The sequence below is a fragment of the Streptomyces sp. P3 genome, assembly GCF_003032475.1.
Classification (GTDB): Bacteria; Actinomycetota; Actinomycetes; order Streptomycetales; family Streptomycetaceae; genus Streptomyces.
In genome coordinates, this window is the sequence record NZ_CP028369.1 from 4,387,627 (window position 1) to 4,406,404 (window position 18,778).

The window sequence follows — 18,778 nt, forward strand, 5'->3', positions numbered from 1 at the left end:
TCGGCCATGTACGGCACCTGACCGGGAGATGAACCGGGCGGCATGCATCCATATCCGTCTAGGCTGAGTGGCCCCGTGCCCGCAGCGGGCCGGTGGCACGAAGCGCCTAGGAGAACCAGCCGATGTCAGACAGCTCCCCCCTGCCGCCGGTGCGCCTGCACCTCGAAGCGGAGCTGGCGCGCGACGCGCTGTCCACGCCGTTGCTCTCCCGGGCCGTTCTGCTCGCCCGCTGGGCCGGGCCCGACACCCGGGTCGACGCCGGCGGCGGGCTCGTCGAGGAGCAACTGGCGTCCGCCGCCGAGTCCCTGGGCCTGACCGGGGAGGACGCCGCCGCCTACGCGAGCGAGGCCTGGCGGGTCGCCGTGGACGCCGGACTCGTGGAGATCGTCGACGAGGAGACCGGCGCCGTCGCGGCCGGCGAGGAACTGGCCCGGCTCACCGCCGGCTCCCCGCACGACGTCCTCGCCGTCTGGCTCGCCGCGCTCGAGGCCGTGCTCGCCGACGCGGCCGTCCCCGACCTGGACGAGCTGATGGACGCGATGGACGAGGGCGGCGAGATCGACTTCTCCCGGCTCGACTGGAACCCCGAGGCCGAGGCCGAGTTCCTCGACGGCGTGCTCGGCAACCTCTACCTCCTCACCGCCAGCGAGGACGGCCCCGGCGACGGACCCGTCCCGCTCCCCGCGCTCGCCGCCTCCATGCTCGTACCCGGAGACATGGACGAGCCCACCAACGACGTCCTGGAGCAGGTCTCCGACGCGATGATGCGGCTCGACGACCAGTTCCGGCTCCTGGAGCCCATCGGCCTCGTCGCCTACCGGCCCGTCGACGAGGCCCTGATGGCGGACCCCGACGAGGAGCCGGCCGCCCCGGTCGACGAGACCGACGTCTCCCGCTACGGCATGGTCCGCCTCACCCCGCTCGGCCTCTACGGCATGCGGGCGCGGCTGCTGGAGGCCGGCTTCGACGCCCCGGCCGTCGGCGACCTCGCCGACAAGGGCGCGGACGCCCTCCTCGACGGCAGCGCCGGTTACGGCTCCCGCGCCGCCCTCGCCGAGACCGAGAACTGGCTGGCCCGCCGAGAACCGCTCGCCGCCGCACGGGAGCTGCTGGCCGCCGCCCGGGGCTCGGACCCCGGCGCCCCGCTGCGCCGGCTGCGCTGCCAGCAGGCCCTCTCCCTGCTCGGCGGCCAGGCCGAGCCCGCCGTCCGCGAGGTCCTCGACGACGCCGAACTCGGCGGCCTGGCCCGCGTCTGGCTCAGCGAGCTCGGCGCGACGGACGTGCCCGCACCCTCCGAGGACCTGGTCTTCTGGCTCACCGTCGACACCCTGGCCGCACAGCTCGCGGCCGAGGGCAACTCCGAGGAGCTGCAGGCCCTCGTCGAGGGACTGGCGCAGCAGCACAGCGGGTTCTTCGCGGCCGCCTGGCGCGTCGACCACCCGGCCACCCCCGACGTCCTGGAGGCGATGGGACGCCTGCACCCCGACAAGCGCATCGCGAAGGAAGCCCGCAAGGCCGCCTTCAAAGCGCGTTCCCAGCAGGGCGGCTGACCCTCCCGGGGGACCCCTTCGAGCTTCCGTGGCCTGATGCGTACGGATTCATGAAAGGGGGTCCCCCGAAGCCGCCTCCCGTTCAACCCCCGTTCAGGCATGGACGGGACGGTGACGCCGAACCGAGGTCCACCCCCCTCCCCGGCACCCCACCGTCTCAGGAGACACACCATGTCGCTCACCCGCAGAGACTTCGCCAGGCAGTCCGCGCTCACCGGCGCCGGAGTCGCGCTGGCGGGCAGCGTCGGCGCCCTCGCCAGCGCGCCGAACGCCCTCGCCGCCACGGACGCCGACCACACCGCGGACGCGTCGCGCGAGACGGCGGCCAACGCGCACCACGGGGTCGGCTACGGACCGCTGCTCCCCGACCCGGACGGCCTCCTCGCGCTGCCCGCCGGGTTCAAGTACCGCGTCATCACGTACAGCGGCCGGACCAGGCTGGAGTCCGGCGAGATCACCCCGTCCAACCACGACGGCACCGCCGCCTTCTGCGGCCCGCGCGGCGCGACCCTGCTCGTCAACAACCACGAGCTGAAGGGACCGCGCTCCGGCTGGCAGTACCCCGTGCCGCTGACCGAGGGCCTGGTCTACGACCCGGCGGCCTCGGGCGGCTGCACGGTCGTCGAGGTGCGCCCCGGCGGGCACGTCGCCGAGTGGGTCGGCATCGCCGGCACCTCCACCAACTGCGCGGGCGGCACCACCCCCTGGGGCACCTGGCTCACCGGCGAGGAGACCGAGGACAAGGCCGGCCAGAACGGCATGACCAAGGACCACGGCTACGTCTTCGAGGTCGACCCCGCCGACCGCCGCGCCAACCGCGCCCCCGAGCCGGTCAAGGCGTTCGGCCGCTACGCCCACGAGGCCGTCGTCATCGACCCCCGGCGCGGCCACGCCTACCTCACCGAGGACGCCTCGGGACCCAACGGCCTGCTCTTCCGCTGGACCCCGCCGGCCGGCTTCCACCACGGCCGCGGCAGGCTGCGCACCCTCGCCGACGACGCGGGCGTGCTGCAGGCCTTCAAGTGCTTCGACTCGAACGGAAAGTTCGTCGACGACCTCTCCCGCGCCACGAAGACCGGCACGGTGTACGGCGTCGACTGGGTCGACGTCCCCGACCGCGACGCCCGCACGGTGCCCGTCCGCAAGCAGTTCACCGCCGGGCAGGTCACCCGCGCCCGCAAGCTCGAGGGCATGTGGTGGGCCGACGGCGGCACGTACATCGTCTCCTCCTACGCCCGTGACGAGAGCCCCGTACAGCACGACGGCGCCGTGTGGTTCTACGACCCCAAGCGCCGCACACTGACCCTGAAGGTGCTGCTCGGGGTGAACCCCGACCCGTCCGTCGACGGCGCCTTCGACGGCCCCGACAACATCACCGTCTCCCTCTACGGCGGCCTGGTCATCGCCGAGGACGGCGAGGGCGTCCAGCACCTCTTCGGAGCCACCGACAGCGGCCGCACCTACCCCATCGCCCGCAACGAACTGAACATCGGCACCGAGGACGAGCCGGAGTACAGCGAGTTCACCGGCGTCACCTTCTCGCCCGACGGCCACACCCTGTACGCCAACATCCAGACGCCCGGCATCATGCTGGCGATCACCGGGCCGTGGAAGCGCCACAAGCGGTAAAAGAAGAACGGCATTTAATTCGCTCGCCCGATCCGCGGCCGTCCTCCTAAAGTGATGCACGTCCAGGTGCGAAGGCAGGACCTACTTCCACTCATAATGGGGAGGCCGCGGGTTCGAATCCCGCCGCCGGCACGACATGCCGGTGTAGCTCAGGGGCAGAGCACCTTGTCGGTTCCGCCGGCCTCGATCTCTGGACACCACAACTTCACAGCACCTTCCGGTGCGCGGGCTGCGGCTACTTCTCTCCAACAGAAACCCATGCCGCCGCCGAACTGATCTCGGGAGGCGCAGCATGAGGTGGGTGCCCGGTGCGCAGGCAACGGTTACTTCATTGGATCGGACGGTCGCGGGTTCGAGTCCCGTCACCGACTTCGTGTCGGTGTAGCTCAGTCGGTAGAGCATCTGGCTAAGTCCGTCGCCGACCCCTGAACTCGGGCACCTTCCCTTTGCTGCGCCACCCCGGAAAACGAGTCGCCGACCGGCGGACTCGATGAATATCGAATTCGGGGGAATTCACCATGGCGCGCTTCAATGTCCGTGCCCGTAAGACTCAGCCCACCTCGCCCGTGACCACCACGGGCCGGGTGCTGCGCACCCACCAGGGCGGCCGCGGCCACGAGCGGGACGCCCGCTCCGAGCTCTTCCTGCTGGCGTTGGCGAACTTCGTCTCCCAGCAGACCTTCTACGAGAACGGCACGGCCCGCGACGACCGCTTCGCGAAGCTGGTGCGCGAACTCGCCGTCAGCGACCCGGACTGGACGGCCGGCCTGCTCGGCTGGCTGCGCGGCGAGGGCAACCTCCGCACCGCCGCCATCGTCGGCGCCGCCGAGTACGTCCACGCGCGGCTGGCGGCGGGCGCCACCGGCGGCCCCTCGAACCGGCAGGTCGTGGACCGTGTCCTGCAGCGGCCGGACGAGCCCGGCGAACTGCTCGGGTACTGGACGGCGACGTACGGCCGGAACATCCCCAAGCCCGTCAAGCGCGGGGTCGCCGACGCCGCACGACGGCTCTACCACGCCAAGTCGCTGCTGAAGTACGACACCGCGTCCAAGGGCTACCGCTTCGGCGACATCCTGAACCTGGTGCACGCCGCACCGGATCCGGCCAAGCCGTGGCAGGGCGACCTGTTCCAGTACGCCCTCGACCGCCGGCACCACCCGGACACGGCCGCGGTGCCGAAGTCGCTGCCGCTCCTCGCGGCGCACCGCGACCTGATGGCACTGCGTCCCGCCAAGCGGCGCAGGGTCGTCACGGGAGCGGGCGGCGCGCAGCGGCTGGCCGAGGCGGGCATGACCTGGGAGGCGCTCGCGGGCTGGCTGCAGGGACCGATGGACAAGGCGGCCTGGGAGGCGGTCATTCCGTCCATGGGGGCGATGGCGCTGGTCCGCAACCTGCGCAACTTCGACGAGGCAGGAGTCTCCGACGAGGTCGCCGCCCAGGTGGCGGCGAGGATCAGCGACCCGGCGGAGGTCGCGCGCTCGCGGCAGTTCCCGTTCCGGTACCTCGCCGCGTACCAGCACGCGCCCTCGCTGCGCTGGGCGTACCCGCTGGAGCGGGCGCTCGGCCACTCGCTGGCCAACGTGCCCGCGCTGCCCGGCCGCACGCTGGTGCTCGTCGACCGCTCGGGCTCGATGTTCTACTCGCGGCTGTCGGAGCGTTCGGAGCTCAACCGGGCCGACGCGGCGGCGGTCTTCGGCACGGCGCTCGCCCTGCGGGCGGCCGACGCGGACCTCGTCGAGTTCGGCACCACCAGCAAGGAGATCACGTTCCGTAAGGGGGAGTCCGTGTTGAAGATTCTGGAGCGCTTCGGGGACCTCGGGGGTACGGACACCACCGAGGCCGTGCGCCGGCACTACCGCGGGCACGACCGGGTGCTGCTCGTGACCGACGAGCAGTACGCCTTCAGCCGCCACGGCGGCCCGACCGACCAGGTCCCGGCGCATGTGCCGGTCTACACCTGGAACCTGACCGGATACCGGGCGGGCCACGGCCCGTCGGGCACGGCGAACCGGCACACCTTCGGCGGGCTCTCGGACGCGGCCTTCCGGATGGTGGCCCTGCTGGAGGCCGCCGACGACACGAAGTGGCCGTGGACGGCCTGAGTCCCGCGGCCGTGCGGCCCGCGCCTTCACCGAAGGCGCGGGCCGCTGTCCTTCTTCCCGGACCTTGTCGCACGGCGGACTGACATCTAACATTTCAGTTCATGGAGGCTGTGCCACGCACTCTGCTCAGGGACCGCGCCTACACGGCGATCCGTGACGCCATCGTGGCCGGGGCCATCGCGCCCGGCGCGGTGGTGCGCGACGCCGACCTCGCGCAGCGGCTCGGACTGTCCCGGGCGCCGGTGCGCGAGGCGTTCGCGCGGCTGGTCGACGAGGGGCTGCTGGAGAGCAAGCCGCAGAGCTACACCCGGGTCACCCCCGTCGTCGCCTCCGAGGTGCGCGACGCGGCGGCCGTGGTCGGCGCCATGCACGAGCTGGTCACCCGGATCGCGGTGCCCCGGCTGTTCGCGGCGGACGTCGAGGGGATGCGCGCCGCCAACGAACGCTTCGCCGCGGCGGTGCGCGCCGGAGACGTGGACGCGGCCCTGCGCGCCGACGACGAGTTGCACGACGTCCTCGTGCGCGCCGCCGGCAACCGCGCGGCCGCCGCGACCGTCGCCCGTTACACCCCCCTCATCCGGCGGTTGGAGCGACGCCGCTTCGGCGAGGGCGGCACCTGCCGCTCGGCCGGACTGCACGGACGGCTGATCCGGGCGTGCGCCGCCGGCGCCGTGGACGAGGCGGTCGAGGTGACGGCGGAGATCTGGCGCACCCTCGCGGACCTCGCCGACTCCGAGGGCGCCGCCGGAATCGACCACTGTGACGACACCGACACCGACACCGACACCGACACCGACGCCGGCGAGGACAGCACCGGCTGATCAAGCGACCCATGGCGCCGGCCGATGGCGCCGACCGACCCCGCGACCGGCCGCACCGACTCCCACGCGACCGATCGTGCCGACCCGTGGCGCCGACTGATCACACCGGTCGCGCAGACCGATGGCGCCGACCGACCCCCTGCTGACGGAGGCCCCGTGTCCCTCTCCTCGTACGAGCGCTACCCCCTCCTCTTCGGCCCCTCGCCCGTCCACCCGATGGAACGCCTCACCGCGCACCTCGGCGGAGCCGCCCTGTGGGCCAAGCGCGAGGACTGCAATTCCGGGATCGCGTACGGCGGCAACAAGACCCGCAAGCTGGAGTACCTGGTCGCCGACGCCCTCGCGCAGGGATGCGACACGCTGGTCTCGATCGGCGGCGTGCAGTCCAACCACACCCGCCAGGTCGCGGCCTGTGCCGCCCGGGCCGGGATGAAGTGCGTGCTGGTGCAGGAGAGCTGGGTCGAATGGCCGGACTCCGTCTACGACAAGGTCGGCAACATCCTGATCAGCCGGCTGGCCGGCGCCGACGTCCGGCTGGTGCGGGCCGGGTTCGGGATCGGCTTCAAGGAGAGCTGGGAGCAGGCGCTCCGGGAGGTCGAGGAGTCGGGGGGCAGGCCGTACGCCGTCCCGGCCGGCGCCTCGGACCATCCGCTCGGCGGACTGGGCTTCGCGAACTGGGCTCACGAGGTGGCCGAGCAGGAACGGGAGCTGGGCGTCTTCTTCGACACCGTGATCGTGTGCTCGGTGACCGGGTCCACCCAGGCGGGCATGGTCGCCGGGTTCGCCGAGCTGGAGGAGGCGGGCGGCCGGCCGCGGCGCGTTCTCGGGATCGACGCCTCGGCCGAGCCCGCCAGGACCCGGGAGCAGATCGCCCGCATCGCGCACCGCACCGGCCGGCTGATCGGCGTCCGTCGCGAGCTGACCGTCCGGGACGTCGAACTCGACGAGCGCTACCACGCCGGCGTGTACGGCGTCCCGGACGAGACGACGCTGGCCGCGATGCGGCTCGCCGCCCGGACGGAGGGCATGGTCACCGACCCCGTGTACGAGGGGAAGTCGATGGCCGGGCTCGTCGACCTGGTGGCCCGCGGCGAGATCGGCCCCGACGCGACCGTGCTGTACGCGCATCTCGGCGGGCAGCCCGCGCTGAACGCCTACAGCGCCCTGTTCTGAGCGCTCACGGCCGGTGTCCCGCGCCGACGCGGCCCGTTAGGGTGCCAAGGGAGTCCCCGGTGCGCGAGGAGTATGTGGATGCCGCAGGTCAGGCCCATGCGTGCGGACGCCCGCCGCAACTACGAGCGCCTGCTGAAGGTGGCCGCGGAGGCCTTCGCCGAGCATGGTGAGGGCGCCTCCCTCGACGACATCGCCAGACGGGCGGGCGTCGGGTCCGGCACGCTGTACCGGCATTTCCCCACCCGGCACGCGCTTCTGGAGGCCGCCTACCTCGACCGTCTCGAGGCGCTCGTGGCCCGCGCCGACGAGCTGGCCGCGCGGCTCCCCGCGGGCGAGGCGCTGGTGGAGTGGCTCAACGAACTGTGCGTCGGGACGCTCGAGGTGCGCGGTATGAAGTCGCTGCTGGGCTCCGCCGTGACGGACGGCGGCGCGGCGGCGGTCACCGCGTGCGGCGCGCCCATGAAGGAGGCGGCGGCCCGGCTGGTGGAGGCGGCCCAGCGGGAGGGGACCCTGCGGGTGGACGTCGCCCCGATCGACGTGCTGCGGCTCGCCCACGGGATGGCCACGGCGTCGGAGCTGGCGAACGGGGACGGGAGCGCGGTCCGCCGGTATGTGTCGCTGCTGACGGAGGGGCTGCGGCCCGCGCGGTGACGGCGGCGGGGCGCCCCCGTGGTGGCGGGAGCCCCCTGCCGGACCGCTGCTCGACGAACCCCGGATCAGAGGGACTCGGCGCCCGGCTTGACCATGTTGCGCACGGTCCGCGCCTTCACGAAGGTGCCGATCGCCGTCATCTCCCACTCGCCGGAGTACTGCCGGATGAGCTTGGCCATCAGCACGCCGGTCTGCGCCTCGGCGCCGGTGAGGTCGAAGCGGACGAGTTCCTCGCCGCTCGAGGCGTCCAGCAGGCGGCAGTAGGCCTTGGCGACCTCGGTGAACTTCTGCCCGGAGAACGAGTTCACCGTGAACACCAGCCCGCTGACCTCCTGCGGCAGCCGGCCGAGGTCGACGACGATCACCTCGTCGTCACCGCCGCCCTCTCCGGTGAGGTTGTCGCCGGAGTGCTTGATCGCGCCGTTGACGATGGACAGTTTGCCGAAGTAGCAGCTGTCGATGTGGTTGCGCTGCGGGCCGTAGGCGATGACCGAGGCGTCCAGGTCGATGTCCCTGCCGCGGAACGCGGGCTCCCAGCCGAGACCCATCTTGACCTGCGAGAGCAGCGGGCGGCCGCCCTTCACGAGGGACACGGTCTGGTTCTTCTGGAGGCTGACGCGCCCCTTGTCCAGGTTGATCTTCCCGGTGCCGGGCGCGGGCGGGGGCGGGGCCTGGGGCATCGGCGGGGCGGCCGGAGCCGTGGGGGCGGCGGGCGTCATGGCGGGCGCGGGCGGTGCCTGCGCGGCGGCCGGGGCCGCGGGTTCCTCCACCGTCACGCCGAAGTCGGTCGCGATCCCGGCCAGGCCGTCGGCGTATCCCTGACCGACCGCGCGGGCCTTCCAGGCGCCGTTGCGCAGGTAGATCTCGACGACCACCAGTGCCGTCTCCGTGCCGAGCCGCGGGGGAGTGAAGGTGGCCAGGACGCCGCCGTCGTCCGCGCCGCGGATCGTGGCCGTCGGTTCGACGCCCTGGAACGTCTGCCCCGCGGCGTCCGGGCTCGCGGTGACCACGATCTTCTCGATGCCCGGCGGGACGGCGGCGGTGTCGACCACGATGGCGTCGGGGGACGTGCCGCCGCCCGAACGGTAGGTCACCCCCGGGCCGGCGGGCTGGTTGTAGAAGATGAAGTCGTCGTCGGAGCGCACCTTGCCGTCGGCGGTGAGCAGCAGGCCCGAAACGTCGAGCCGCACCGGGGCGGCGACGTCCACCGTCACGCGCGCGGTGGGGAGAGGGATGTTCGAGCCGGGGGTCATAGCTGTCATACCCGGTGAACGACCGAGCCCACTTTGCCGTTCCCTTACCTGAGCACTCCTCCCGCAGCCGCCCCGCGGCGCCGCCGGAACGTCCGCTCGCGGCCTCGCGGCCTCGCCGTCAGTGGGGCCAGATCGGGGGGTCGCTGACGAAGTGGCCGCCGAGGTGGGCGTGGGCGATGTTCTCCGGGTCCAGCTCGCCCTGTTCGGCGATCAGCTTCTCGGCGTACGGCTCGGAGTCGTCCTGCGGTTCGTAGCCGAGCGCCCGGGCGGTGCCCAGGTCCCACCACAGCCGGGTGTTGGCCGAGGAACCGTGGACGACGGTGTGGCCGACGTTCTCGGCGGTCAGGGCCGCGTGGAAGAGGCGGGCGCCGTCGGCCGGGCTCATCCACACCGACAGCATCCGCACGCTCGTCGGTTCGGCGAAGCAGGAGCCGATGCGCACCGACACGCTCTCCAGGCCGTGCTTGTCCCAGTACAGCTGGGCGAGGTCCTCGCCGAAGGACTTGGACAGGCCGTAGAAGGTGTCCGGACGGTGCGGGGTGTCGACGGGGATCAGGGGGTCGTCGCCCCGGGGGCGCGGGGTGAAGCCGACCGCGTGGTTGGAGGAGGCGAAGACGATCCGCTGCACGCCTTCCTCGCGTGCGGCCTCGTACAGGTGGTACGTGCCCTCGATGTTCGCCTTGAGGATCTTCTCGAAGGGGGCTTCCAGGGAGATGCCCGCGAGGTGGATGATCGCGTCGACGCCTCGTACGGCCTCGCGGACCGCCTCCCTGTCGGCCAGGTCGGCGACGATCGAGCCGGGCTCGCCGTCGACCGGGCGCAGGTCGAGCAGGCGCAGACGGTAGCCGTAGGCGGGCAGCAGGTCCCGCATCAGGGTGCCGAGGCCGCCGGCGGCGCCGGTGAGCAGGACGGTGCGGGGAGCGGGCATCCTCGGGTCTCCTTGGCGTCTACGGCCGCATGTGTGGACGGTATTCACATGCGTGGACACGCTAAGGATCTCTCGTGCCCTGCGTCAAGTGTGCCGCCGACCAGGCCGTTCCGCCCCTCGCGCGCGAGCGCCGGGCTTGACCCGGCGGGAAAGGCCTTCATACGCTGAGTGCGTTCAGGGATGTGGACATCGGTCAGAAGAACGCACGCGTCGTCCCAGGGAGTGCCGTGACGCCAGCCCCGCTCGCCGCCCGCCTCCGCGTCGCCGGCGGACCGCTGTTCTTCCCCGTCACCGCGTACGGCCCCGACGGCTCGCTCGACCTCGACGTCTACCGCGCGCACGTCCGCCGGGGCGTCGAGGCCGGCGCCGCGGCCGTCTTCGCGTGCTGCGGCACCGGGGAGTTCCACGCGCTGACGCCGGAGGAGTTCGAGGCCGCGGTGCGCGCGGCCGTGGACGAGACCGCCGGCCGGGTGCCGGTCGTCGCGGGCGCCGGCTACGGGACCGCGCTCGCCGTGCGCTACGCCCGCCGGGCGCGGGCGGCCGGCGCTGACGGTCTGCTGGCACTGCCGCCCTACCTCGTCGTCGCCGCCCAGGAAGGCCTGCTGCGCCACTATCGCGAGGTGGCGGCGGCGACCGACCTCCCGGTGATCGTCTACCAGCGCGACAACGCCGTCTTCACCCCGCCGACCGTCGTCGAACTCGCCCGCACCGAGGGAATCGTCGGCCTCAAGGACGGCCTGGGCGACCTCGACCTCATGCAGCGGATCATCAGCGCCGTGCGCACCGAGGCCCCCGGCGACTTCCTCTACTTCAACGGCCTGCCGACCGCCGAACAGACCCAGCTCGCCTACCGCTCCCTGGGCGTGGACCTCTACTCCTCGGCCGTGTTCTGCTTCGCGCCCGAGATCGCTCTGGCCTTCCACCGGGCGCTCGCCGACGGCGACGACACCACGGTCCACCGCCTTCTCGACGGGTTCTACCGGCCCTTCGTCGAACTGCGCGCGCAGGGCCGCGGGTACGCCGTCTCCCTGGTCAAGGCAGGAGTGCGGCTGCGCGGCCTCGAGGTCGGGGAGGTCCGTCCGCCGCTGCACGAGCCGGACGAGGACCATGTCAAAGAGCTCGCCCGGGTGATCGAGCGCGGCTACGCGCTGCTGGAGGAGGAAACCGAGTGAAGGCGTCGACATTCGTCTATCCCTGGGACGTCATCGGCGATCCCGCGGCGCCGGACCGGATCGCCGGGCTGGGCGTGGAACAGGTGACCCTGGCCGCCGCCTACCACTCCACCCGCGCCCTCACCCCGCGCCATCCGCGGCACCGGGTCGTCACCGCCGAACACGCGGCCGTGCTGTACCCGGCCGGCGACCGCTGGGCGGGCCGCGCCCTGCGCCCGTACCCGGCCGGCGACTGGGCGCCCGGCGACGCCTTCGGGGAGGCCGCCCGGGCACTCGCGGGCGCCGGCCTCGACGTCCACGCCTGGGTGGTGCTGGCGCACAACTCCCGGCTGGGCGCCGAGCATCCGCACACCTCGGTCGTCAACGCGTACGGAGACCGCTATCCCTGGGCTCCCTGCATCGCCCAGCCCGACACGCGCGCGTACCTCGTCGACCTCGCCGCCGAGGCTGCCGTGCGCCCCGGCGCGAACGGCGTCGAACTGGAGTCCCTCGGCTGGTACGGCCTCCAGCATCTGCACGCCCACGACAAGACCGGCGGCGTCGGACTCGGGGACGCCGGCCAGTACCTGATGGCGCTCTGCTTCTGCCCCGCCTGCCGGGCCGGCTACGGAGAGCGGGGCCTGGACGCCGACGCGCTCGCCGGCTCCGTCCGGGACGCGCTGGAGCCGCTGTGGCGCGGAGAGGCGGACGACGCGCAGGGCTGGGCGGGCGTCGAGAAGCTGCTCGGCGAGGAGACGGCGGCGGCCACGCGCGCGTGGCGCGACGACAGGGCCCGCACCCTCCAGGAGAGCGCGGTGCGCGCGGTGCGGGGCGCCGCGACCGACGGCTTCCAGGTGCTGCTGCACGCCGACCCCGTGACCCATCACGTCGGCGCCAACCCGGGCGTCGACCCGGCGCACATCCTGTCCGTGGCGGACGGCGTGGTGGTGCCCTGCGCGGGCGGGCCCGGGCTGCTGACGCCGTTCGCGGAGCACCGCCGCGCGGGCACGGTCCTCGCCGCCAACCTCGGCGTCGTCTCCGGCATGGGCGGCAGCCCGGGGACGCTCGCGGCCGACGCGGCGCGGGCGAAGGAGTCCGGAGCCACGGAGATCCGGCTGTATCACGCGGGACTGGCGTCGGACGGGGACCTGGCGTCCGTGCGGGAGGCGCTGGCCGCCCGCTGAGCGCCGCCGCGGAACAGCGGCACCACGGTCGCCAGCCGCACCAGCCCGAGCGCGACCAGCAGCGGCCGGTACGGCAGGAGTTCCACCAGGGCGGCCCCCACCGCGAGGCCGATCGCGTTCGGCGCGTACATCAGGGTGCCGGCCGTGGCGGCGACCCGGCCCATCAGCGCGTCGGGGGTCTCGCGCTGGACGGCCGTCATCGCGGCGATCAGCACACACGGCAGCCCCGCCCCGATCGCCGCCGCGCACACCAGGGCCGCCACGTCCGAGGGCACCGCCCGCACCGCGACCGCGACGGCCGTCAGGGCGATCCCGCACGCGGCGAACCGGCGTTCCCCGAACCGTCGCAGCGCGGGCCCCGACAGCAGGCCCACCGCCGCCGACCCGGCCCCCTGCACGGCGTAGAGCGCGCCGGCGTACGCGGGCGGGTGGCCGAGGCCGGCGATCACGGCGTAGAGCAGCGCGCCGTTGAGGCCCGCGCACAGCATCGTCGTACCGCCCGCCGTCACCAGGGGGCGCAGCGACGGGTGCCCCCACAGGAAGCGGACGCCCTCGGCCGTCCCGCCCCGCAGGCCGCGCCCGCCCGTCCGCGGACGTCCCTCGTGGACCCGCACGCACGCGTAGAGCCCGGCCGCGCACACGAAACAGGCCGCGTCGAGCAGGGCCACGGCCGGACCGCCGTACGCCGCGTAGATCCCGGCGCCCGCCGGCGGGGCCACCAGCTTCATGCCCTCCGTCGTCGTGGTGCGCAGCCCGTTGAAGTCGCCGAGCAGCCCCGCGGGGACGGCGGCGGCGACGAGCGCGGACTCGGCCGCGTCGGCCACGACGGCGGCGGCCCCGTGGACGAGCAGCACCGTGTACAGCAGCCACAGCCGGCCGGGGGAGCCGACGGCGAGGAGCACCGGCAGCAGGGCCGCCGGGCCCAGGTTGACGGCGAGGAGCAGCGGCCGTCGGCGGACCCGGTCGGCGAGGGCGCCCAGCAGCGGGCCGGCCAGGGTCGGCGCCCACAGCGCCAGCACGGTCAGCGCCGCCGCCCCGTTCGAGCCGGTGAGGTCCTTGACCCACACGCCGGCCGCCAGCCACAGCGCGGAGGTCCCGAAGCCGGAGACCACCGACGCCGTCAGAAGGATCGCCGTGCCCCGGTCCCGCAGGACGCGTACCACGGACCAGTTCTTCGTCATGCCTGCCCATCGTGGGCCTAAGGCCCACGGCGACGCATCGGGCAGGTGCCCTACCCGGTGACCCCGCGCGGCCCGCGGACCACGCCGTGCCGGGAAGACGCGCGCCGTGCCGATGAGTTCTCGCGGCGCGGCCGGTCCACCCCGTATGACCGACACGACCATCACCTTCGACCTCGGCCCCCAGGCCGCCGTCGTGGCGCGCCTCGCGGAGGCCGTCCGCGACGACCAGCTCGACGACGGGACGCCCTGCGACGGCTGCGCCGTCCGGAACCTGCTGGGGCATCTGACCGGCCTGGCCGTGGCCTTCCGCGACGCCGCCCGGGGGGACCTCGGCCTCACCACCGACACCCCGCCGGACGCCGCCGCGCCCGACGTCGGCCCCGGCTGGCGCGAGGAGCTGGCCAAGGCGCTCGACGCCCTCGCCGAGGCCTGGCGCGACCCGGCAGCCTGGACCGGCATGACCCGCGCCGGCGGCGTGGACCTGCCCGGCGCGGTCGCGGGCGCCGTCGCCGCCGACGAGCTGGTGATCCACGGCTGGGACCTGGCCCGGGCCACCGGCCAGGCGTACGCGCCCGACCCCGCGGCGCTGGCGGCGGCGTACGCCTTCCTGGCCGGCGCGGTCGACCCCGCCACCGGGAACGGGGTCTTCGGGCCCGTCGTCCCCGTTCCCGACGACGCGCCCCTGCTCGACCGGGCGCTGGGACTCAGCGGACGCGATCCGGGAGGGCCGGGCCGGCCGTAGACGCGGGCATCAGGTTGCCGTAGACGGACGTAGTCGGGGGGTGCCGGGCGAGGGCGAAACGTACGCTCGCGACCATGCCCCTGAGCCTCACCGTCCTCGGCACCGCCTCTCCGCACCCGGCCCCGGGCCGCCCCTGCTCCGGCTACCTGCTGCGCGGAGCGGGGGCGGAGGTGTGGGTGGACGCGGGGCCCGGAACGTTCGCCGAGTTGCAGCGGCACACGGATCCCGAACGGCTCACGGCGATCTGGATATCCCATCTGCACGCCGACCACAGCGCCGATCTCCTCGCCGCCGCCTACGCGTTCGCCTACGGCGGGATGGCCCCGCCGGCCCCGATCCCGGTGTACGCGCCGCTCGACTGCGCCCGGCGGGTCGCGGGCTTCCTCGGCCGGTCGGACGTGCGCTTCCTCAGCGACGTCCTCGACTTCCGGGCCCTGTTCGACGGGCACACCGTTCGGCACTGGAACCTGCGTCTCACCTCGCGCGCGATGGCCCACGACACCGAGGCCTACGGACTGCGCGTCGAGTGCCAGGGGAGCGTCCTCGCGTACTCCGGGGACACCGGCCCGTGTGCGGCACTCACCGAACTCGCCTCCGGCGCCGACCTGTTCCTGTGCGAGGCGGACGTCGACAGCCATCGCGAAGGCGAACAGGGCGAGCGGGTCCATCTCACGCCGGAGGACGCCGGGGACGCGGCCCGCAAGGCGGGGGTGGGCGAGCTGTACATCACCCATGTCGGTCCCACGCTGACCCGCAAGGCGGCGACCGACCGGGCGGCCGTCGCCTTCGGCGGGCCGGCCCGTACCGCGCGCGAGGGCGAGACCATCCCCGTCTGACCCGTGCCCCTTCCGGCACTTCTTTGTCAGAAGCATTGACGAAACACAGAGGCGCTTCTACCTTCAACGCGTCGTACTTCGTACGTCATATATGAGACGCGATACGCGAGATCAGATACGCGACATCCGAGAGGCGCGCATGACCTCTGTGCCCACGCCGATCCCGTCCCGCACGCAGTACGTGCTGGAGGAGATCAAACGCCGCATCCTCACCGGGCGCCTGACGCCCGGTCAGGCCCTGGTCGAAACCGAGCTCGCCGCGCAGTTCGGGGTCTCCAAGACCCCGGTGCGCGAGGCCCTCAAGACCCTGGCCGGCACCGGACTGGTCGTCATGAGCCAGTACAAGGGCGTCACGGTGCGCATGGTGGACGCGGACATGGCGCGCGAGGTGTACGACGTCCGCCTGCTCCTCGAACCCGAGGCGCTCAAGCGGGCGGTGCGCCGGGGCGCCTCCCTGGACGCCGCACGCTCCGCGCTGACCAGGGCGGACGAGGCGACCGACACCGCCGAACGGTCCCTCGCCAACCGGGAGTTCCACCGCGCCCTGTACCTGCCCTGCGGGAACCCGCTGCTCGGCCGGATGCTCGACGAGGTCCGCGACCAGGCCGCCCTGGTCTCCGCCGTCGCCTGGGCGGCCTCGCCCTCCTGGGAGCGGGAGGCCGGCGAGCACCGCGAGATCCTCCGGCTGGCCCTGGCCGGCGACGCGGACGGCGCGGCCCGCGCCCTGCACGCCCACATCGCGTCCTTCGTGCTCCGGGCGTTCCCCGAGACCGCCGAGGACCAGTCACCCGAACAGGAAGGCCGGGAATGAGCAGCGTGGCGTTCGAGACCCAGCGTGCGGCCCTGGCCGACGTGGTGGCCATCCCGGTGACCCCGTTCGCCGAGGACGGCTCCGTCGACCGGGACGCCCACCGGGCCCTGCTGCGCAGGCTCCTCGACGGCGGCATCACCACCCTCACCCCGAACGGCAACACCGGCGAGTTCTACGCCCTCGCCCCCGACGAGCGCCGGCTGGTCCTCGAGCTGACCGTCGACGAGGCGGGCGGACGGGCCGTGATCCTGGCCGGCGTCGGACACGACGTGCCGACCGCCGTGGCCACCGCCCGGCACGCCCGTGAGCTGGGCGCGCAGATGGTGATGGTCCATCAGCCCGTCCACCCCTACGTCTCGCAGGGCGGCTGGGTCGACTACCACCGGGAGATCGCGGAGGCGGTGCCGGAGATGGGAGTCGTCCCGTACATCCGCAACGCGCAGCTGCACGGCGAACGCCTCGCGGAACTCGCCGACTCCTGCCCGAACGTCATCGGCGTCAAGTACGCCGTGCCGGACGCCTCCCGGTTCGCGGCCTTCGCGCGGGACGCGGGCCTGGAACGGTTCGTCTGGGTCGCCGGACTCGCCGAGCCGTACGCCCCCTCCTACTTCTCCGCGGGCGCCACCGGCTTCACCTCCGGGCTCGTGAACGTCGCCCCGGCCGTGTCGCTGAACATGATCGAGGCGCTGCGCTCGGGCGACTACCCGGCCGCGATGAAGGTGTGGGAGCAGATCAGGCGCTTCGAGGAACTGCGGGCCGCGAGCGGCTCCGCCAACAACGTCACCGTCGTCAAGGAGGCCCTCGCCTCCCTGGGTCTGTGCCGCCGCGAGGTCCGTCCGCCGAGCAGCCCGCTGCCCGAGGACGAGCGCGCCGAGGTGGCGGCCATCGCCGCGGGGTGGTCCATATGAAGGCGCCCGAGGAACTGCGCAGCCACCAGTGGTACGGGACCGACGGTCTGCGGTCGTTCAGCCACCGCGCCCGCACCCGCCAGCTCGGCTACCTCCCCGAGGAGCACCTCGGCAAGCCGGTCATCGCGATCCTCAACACCTGGTCCGACATCAACCCCTGTCATGTGCACCTGCGCGACCGCGCGCAGGCCGTGAAGCGCGGGGTGTGGCAGGCGGGCGGTTTCCCCCTCGAATTCCCGGTCTCCACCCTCTCGGAGACCTTCCAGAAGCCGACCCCGATGCTCTACCGCAACCTGCTCGCGATGGAGACCGAGGAGCTGCTGCGGTCCTATCCGGTGGACGGGGCGGTGCTGATGGGCGGCTGCGACAAGTCCACGCCCGCCCTGCTCATGGGGGCGGCCTCGGTCGACCTGCCGACCGCCTTCGTGCCCGCCGGGCCCATGCTTCCCGGGCACTGGCGCAACGAGGTCCTCGGCTCCGGCACCGACATGTGGAAGTACTGGGACGACAAGCGGGCCGGCCTCATCGGTGACTGCGAGATGACCGAACTGGAGAGCGGCCTGGCCCGTTCGCCCGGCCACTGCATGACGATGGGCACGGCGTCCACGCTGACCGCCGCGGCCGAGGCGCTGGGCGTCACGGTGCCGGGCGCGTCGAGCATCCCGGCCGTGGACTCCGGCCACGACCGGATGGCGGCCATGACCGGCCTGCGCATCGTCGAACTGGTCCACAGCGACCGCAGGCTGAGCGACATCCTCACCGCGGAGGCCTTCGAGGACGCGGTGACGACCGTGCTCGGCCTCGGCGGCTCCACCAACGCCGTCATCCATCTCATCGCGATGGCCGGCCGCGCGGGCGTCCGGCTCACCCTCGACGACTTCGACCGCATCGCCCGCACGGTGCCGGTGCTGGCCGACGTACGCCCCGGCGGCCGGAAGTACCTCATGGAGGACTTCCACTTCGCCGGCGGCCTGCCCGGCTTCCTCTCCCGCATCACCGACCTGCTGCACCTGGACCGGCCGACGGTCTCCCACGACACCCTGCGCGAGCAACTGGCCGGCGCCCGCGTGCACAACGACGACGTCATCCGGCTCCGGGACGACCCCGTGGCGGCCGAGGGCGGAGTCGCCGTGCTGCGCGGCAACCTCTGCCCGGACGGCGCGGTCATCAAGCACGTCGCCGCCGAGGAGCACCTGCTCAAGCACACGGGGCCGGCCGTCGTCTTCGACGACTACCGGACGATGCAGCGGACGATCAACGACCCCTCCCTCGGCATCACCGCCGACAGCGTGCTCGTGCTGCGCAACTCGGGACCCAAGGGCGGGCCCGGCATGCCCGAGTACGGCATGCTGCCCATCCCCGACCACCTGCTGAAGCAGGGCGTGCGGGACATGGTGCGGATCTCCGACGCCCGGATGAGCGGCACCAGTTACGGCGCGTGCGTGCTGCACGTCGCGCCCGAGTCGTACGTCGGCGGCCCGCTGGCCCTGGTCCGCACCGGGGACCCGATCACCCTCGACGTCGAGGCGCGCACCCTCCATCTCCATGTGGACGACGACGAGCTGGAGCGGCGCAGGGCGGACTGGACGCCGCCGCCCACCCGTTACGAGCGCGGTTACGGAGCGCTCTACAACGAGCAGATCACGCAGGCCGACACCGGCTGCGACTTCGAGTTCCTCGCCCGTCCGGGCCGGGTCGCCGACCCGTACGCGGGCTGAACCACCGCACGACGGACCACCGCACGACGCAATCACGGACCACCGCACCACGGGACCACCGCACCACACGACAACAGCAGGACAGCGCACACGCCTGCACAGGGAGAAAGCGCTTCCCGAACGTCGCGATCCCGCACCTT

At 73.2% G+C, this 18,778-nt stretch carries 16 protein-coding genes; 13 read left to right on the plus strand and 3 right to left on the minus strand.

Going from position 1 to position 18,778, the window contains the following annotated elements; translation table 11 throughout:
* The first annotated feature begins 122 nt into the window (after positions 1 to 122).
* The 6 genes from C6376_RS19685 (at position 123) to C6376_RS19710 (ending at position 7,926) form a co-directional block, all read left to right on the plus strand.
* On the plus strand, positions 123 to 1,550 hold the full coding sequence (locus tag C6376_RS19685) for a hypothetical protein (protein WP_107444630.1): 1,428 nt from the start codon (positions 123 to 125) through the stop codon (positions 1,548 to 1,550).
* Positions 1,551 to 1,721: 171 nt separating this feature from the next.
* Complete coding sequence (locus C6376_RS19690; protein WP_107444631.1) at positions 1,722 to 3,179, plus strand: alkaline phosphatase PhoX; 1,458 nt, start codon at positions 1,722 to 1,724, stop codon at positions 3,177 to 3,179.
* Between the two features lie 518 nt (positions 3,180 to 3,697).
* Positions 3,698 to 5,281 (plus strand): TROVE domain-containing protein, encoded by a 1,584-nt coding sequence (locus tag C6376_RS19695; protein WP_107444632.1) that lies wholly within the window; start codon positions 3,698 to 3,700, stop codon positions 5,279 to 5,281.
* A 101-nt stretch (positions 5,282 to 5,382) separates the two neighbouring features.
* A complete protein-coding gene (locus tag C6376_RS19700; RefSeq protein WP_254075999.1) occupies positions 5,383 to 6,102 on the plus strand; it encodes a GntR family transcriptional regulator in 720 nt (239 codons plus the stop codon).
* Positions 6,103 to 6,258: 156 nt separating this feature from the next.
* Complete coding sequence (locus C6376_RS19705; RefSeq protein WP_107449070.1) at positions 6,259 to 7,275, plus strand: 1-aminocyclopropane-1-carboxylate deaminase; 1,017 nt, start codon at positions 6,259 to 6,261, stop codon at positions 7,273 to 7,275.
* A gap of 78 nt (positions 7,276 to 7,353) precedes the next feature.
* Complete coding sequence (locus tag C6376_RS19710; RefSeq protein ID WP_107444633.1) at positions 7,354 to 7,926, plus strand: TetR/AcrR family transcriptional regulator; 573 nt, start codon at positions 7,354 to 7,356, stop codon at positions 7,924 to 7,926.
* Positions 7,927 to 7,991: 65 nt separating this feature from the next.
* Here C6376_RS19710 and C6376_RS19715 read toward each other — a convergent pair whose 3' ends face one another.
* Both C6376_RS19715 and C6376_RS19720 read right to left on the minus strand, forming a co-directional pair.
* Positions 7,992 to 9,179: a TerD family protein gene (locus C6376_RS19715; protein ID WP_107444634.1), complete on the minus strand. Its 1,188-nt coding sequence runs from the start codon at positions 9,177 to 9,179 to the stop codon at positions 7,992 to 7,994.
* Positions 9,180 to 9,297: 118 nt separating this feature from the next.
* Positions 9,298 to 10,107: an NAD(P)-dependent oxidoreductase gene (locus C6376_RS19720; protein WP_107444635.1), complete on the minus strand. Its 810-nt coding sequence runs from the start codon at positions 10,105 to 10,107 to the stop codon at positions 9,298 to 9,300.
* Positions 10,108 to 10,334: 227 nt separating this feature from the next.
* Between C6376_RS19720 and C6376_RS19725 the strand changes: the two genes are divergently transcribed.
* On the plus strand, positions 10,335 to 11,279 hold the full coding sequence (locus C6376_RS19725; RefSeq protein ID WP_107444636.1) for a 5-dehydro-4-deoxyglucarate dehydratase: 945 nt from the start codon (positions 10,335 to 10,337) through the stop codon (positions 11,277 to 11,279).
* The gene (locus C6376_RS19730; RefSeq protein WP_107444637.1) at positions 11,276 to 12,442 is read left to right on the plus strand and encodes a hypothetical protein; all 1,167 of its coding nucleotides are present in this window, start codon (positions 11,276 to 11,278) and stop codon (positions 12,440 to 12,442) included. Before C6376_RS19725 ends, C6376_RS19730 begins: the two co-directional genes overlap by 4 nt.
* Here the strand turns inward: C6376_RS19730 and C6376_RS19735 are convergent.
* On the minus strand, positions 12,379 to 13,623 hold the full coding sequence (locus tag C6376_RS19735) for an MFS transporter (protein ID WP_107444638.1): 1,245 nt from the start codon (positions 13,621 to 13,623) through the stop codon (positions 12,379 to 12,381). The two genes, C6376_RS19730 and C6376_RS19735, sit on opposite strands and share 64 nt — an antisense overlap.
* Positions 13,624 to 13,768: 145 nt before the next feature.
* On the opposite strand from C6376_RS19735, the gene C6376_RS19740 reads away from it, so the two are divergent.
* From C6376_RS19740 to araD, 5 genes are all read left to right on the plus strand, one after another.
* Complete coding sequence (locus C6376_RS19740) at positions 13,769 to 14,365, plus strand: TIGR03086 family metal-binding protein (RefSeq protein WP_107444639.1); 597 nt, start codon at positions 13,769 to 13,771, stop codon at positions 14,363 to 14,365.
* Positions 14,366 to 14,439: 74 nt separating this feature from the next.
* Positions 14,440 to 15,201: an MBL fold metallo-hydrolase gene (locus C6376_RS19745; protein WP_107444640.1), complete on the plus strand. Its 762-nt coding sequence runs from the start codon at positions 14,440 to 14,442 to the stop codon at positions 15,199 to 15,201.
* 139 nt (positions 15,202 to 15,340) lie between these two features.
* Entirely contained in the window at positions 15,341 to 16,012 is a 672-nt protein-coding gene (locus C6376_RS19750) for a GntR family transcriptional regulator (RefSeq protein WP_107444641.1), read from the plus strand.
* Entirely contained in the window at positions 16,009 to 16,920 is a 912-nt protein-coding gene (locus tag C6376_RS19755; protein WP_107444642.1) for a dihydrodipicolinate synthase family protein, read from the plus strand. Before C6376_RS19750 ends, C6376_RS19755 begins: the two co-directional genes overlap by 4 nt.
* A complete protein-coding gene (gene araD, locus C6376_RS19760) occupies positions 16,917 to 18,638 on the plus strand; it encodes an L-arabinonate dehydratase (protein WP_173985684.1) in 1,722 nt (573 codons plus the stop codon). The genes C6376_RS19755 and araD overlap by 4 nt, the downstream gene beginning before the upstream one ends.
* The last annotated feature ends 140 nt before the right edge of the window (positions 18,639 to 18,778 follow it).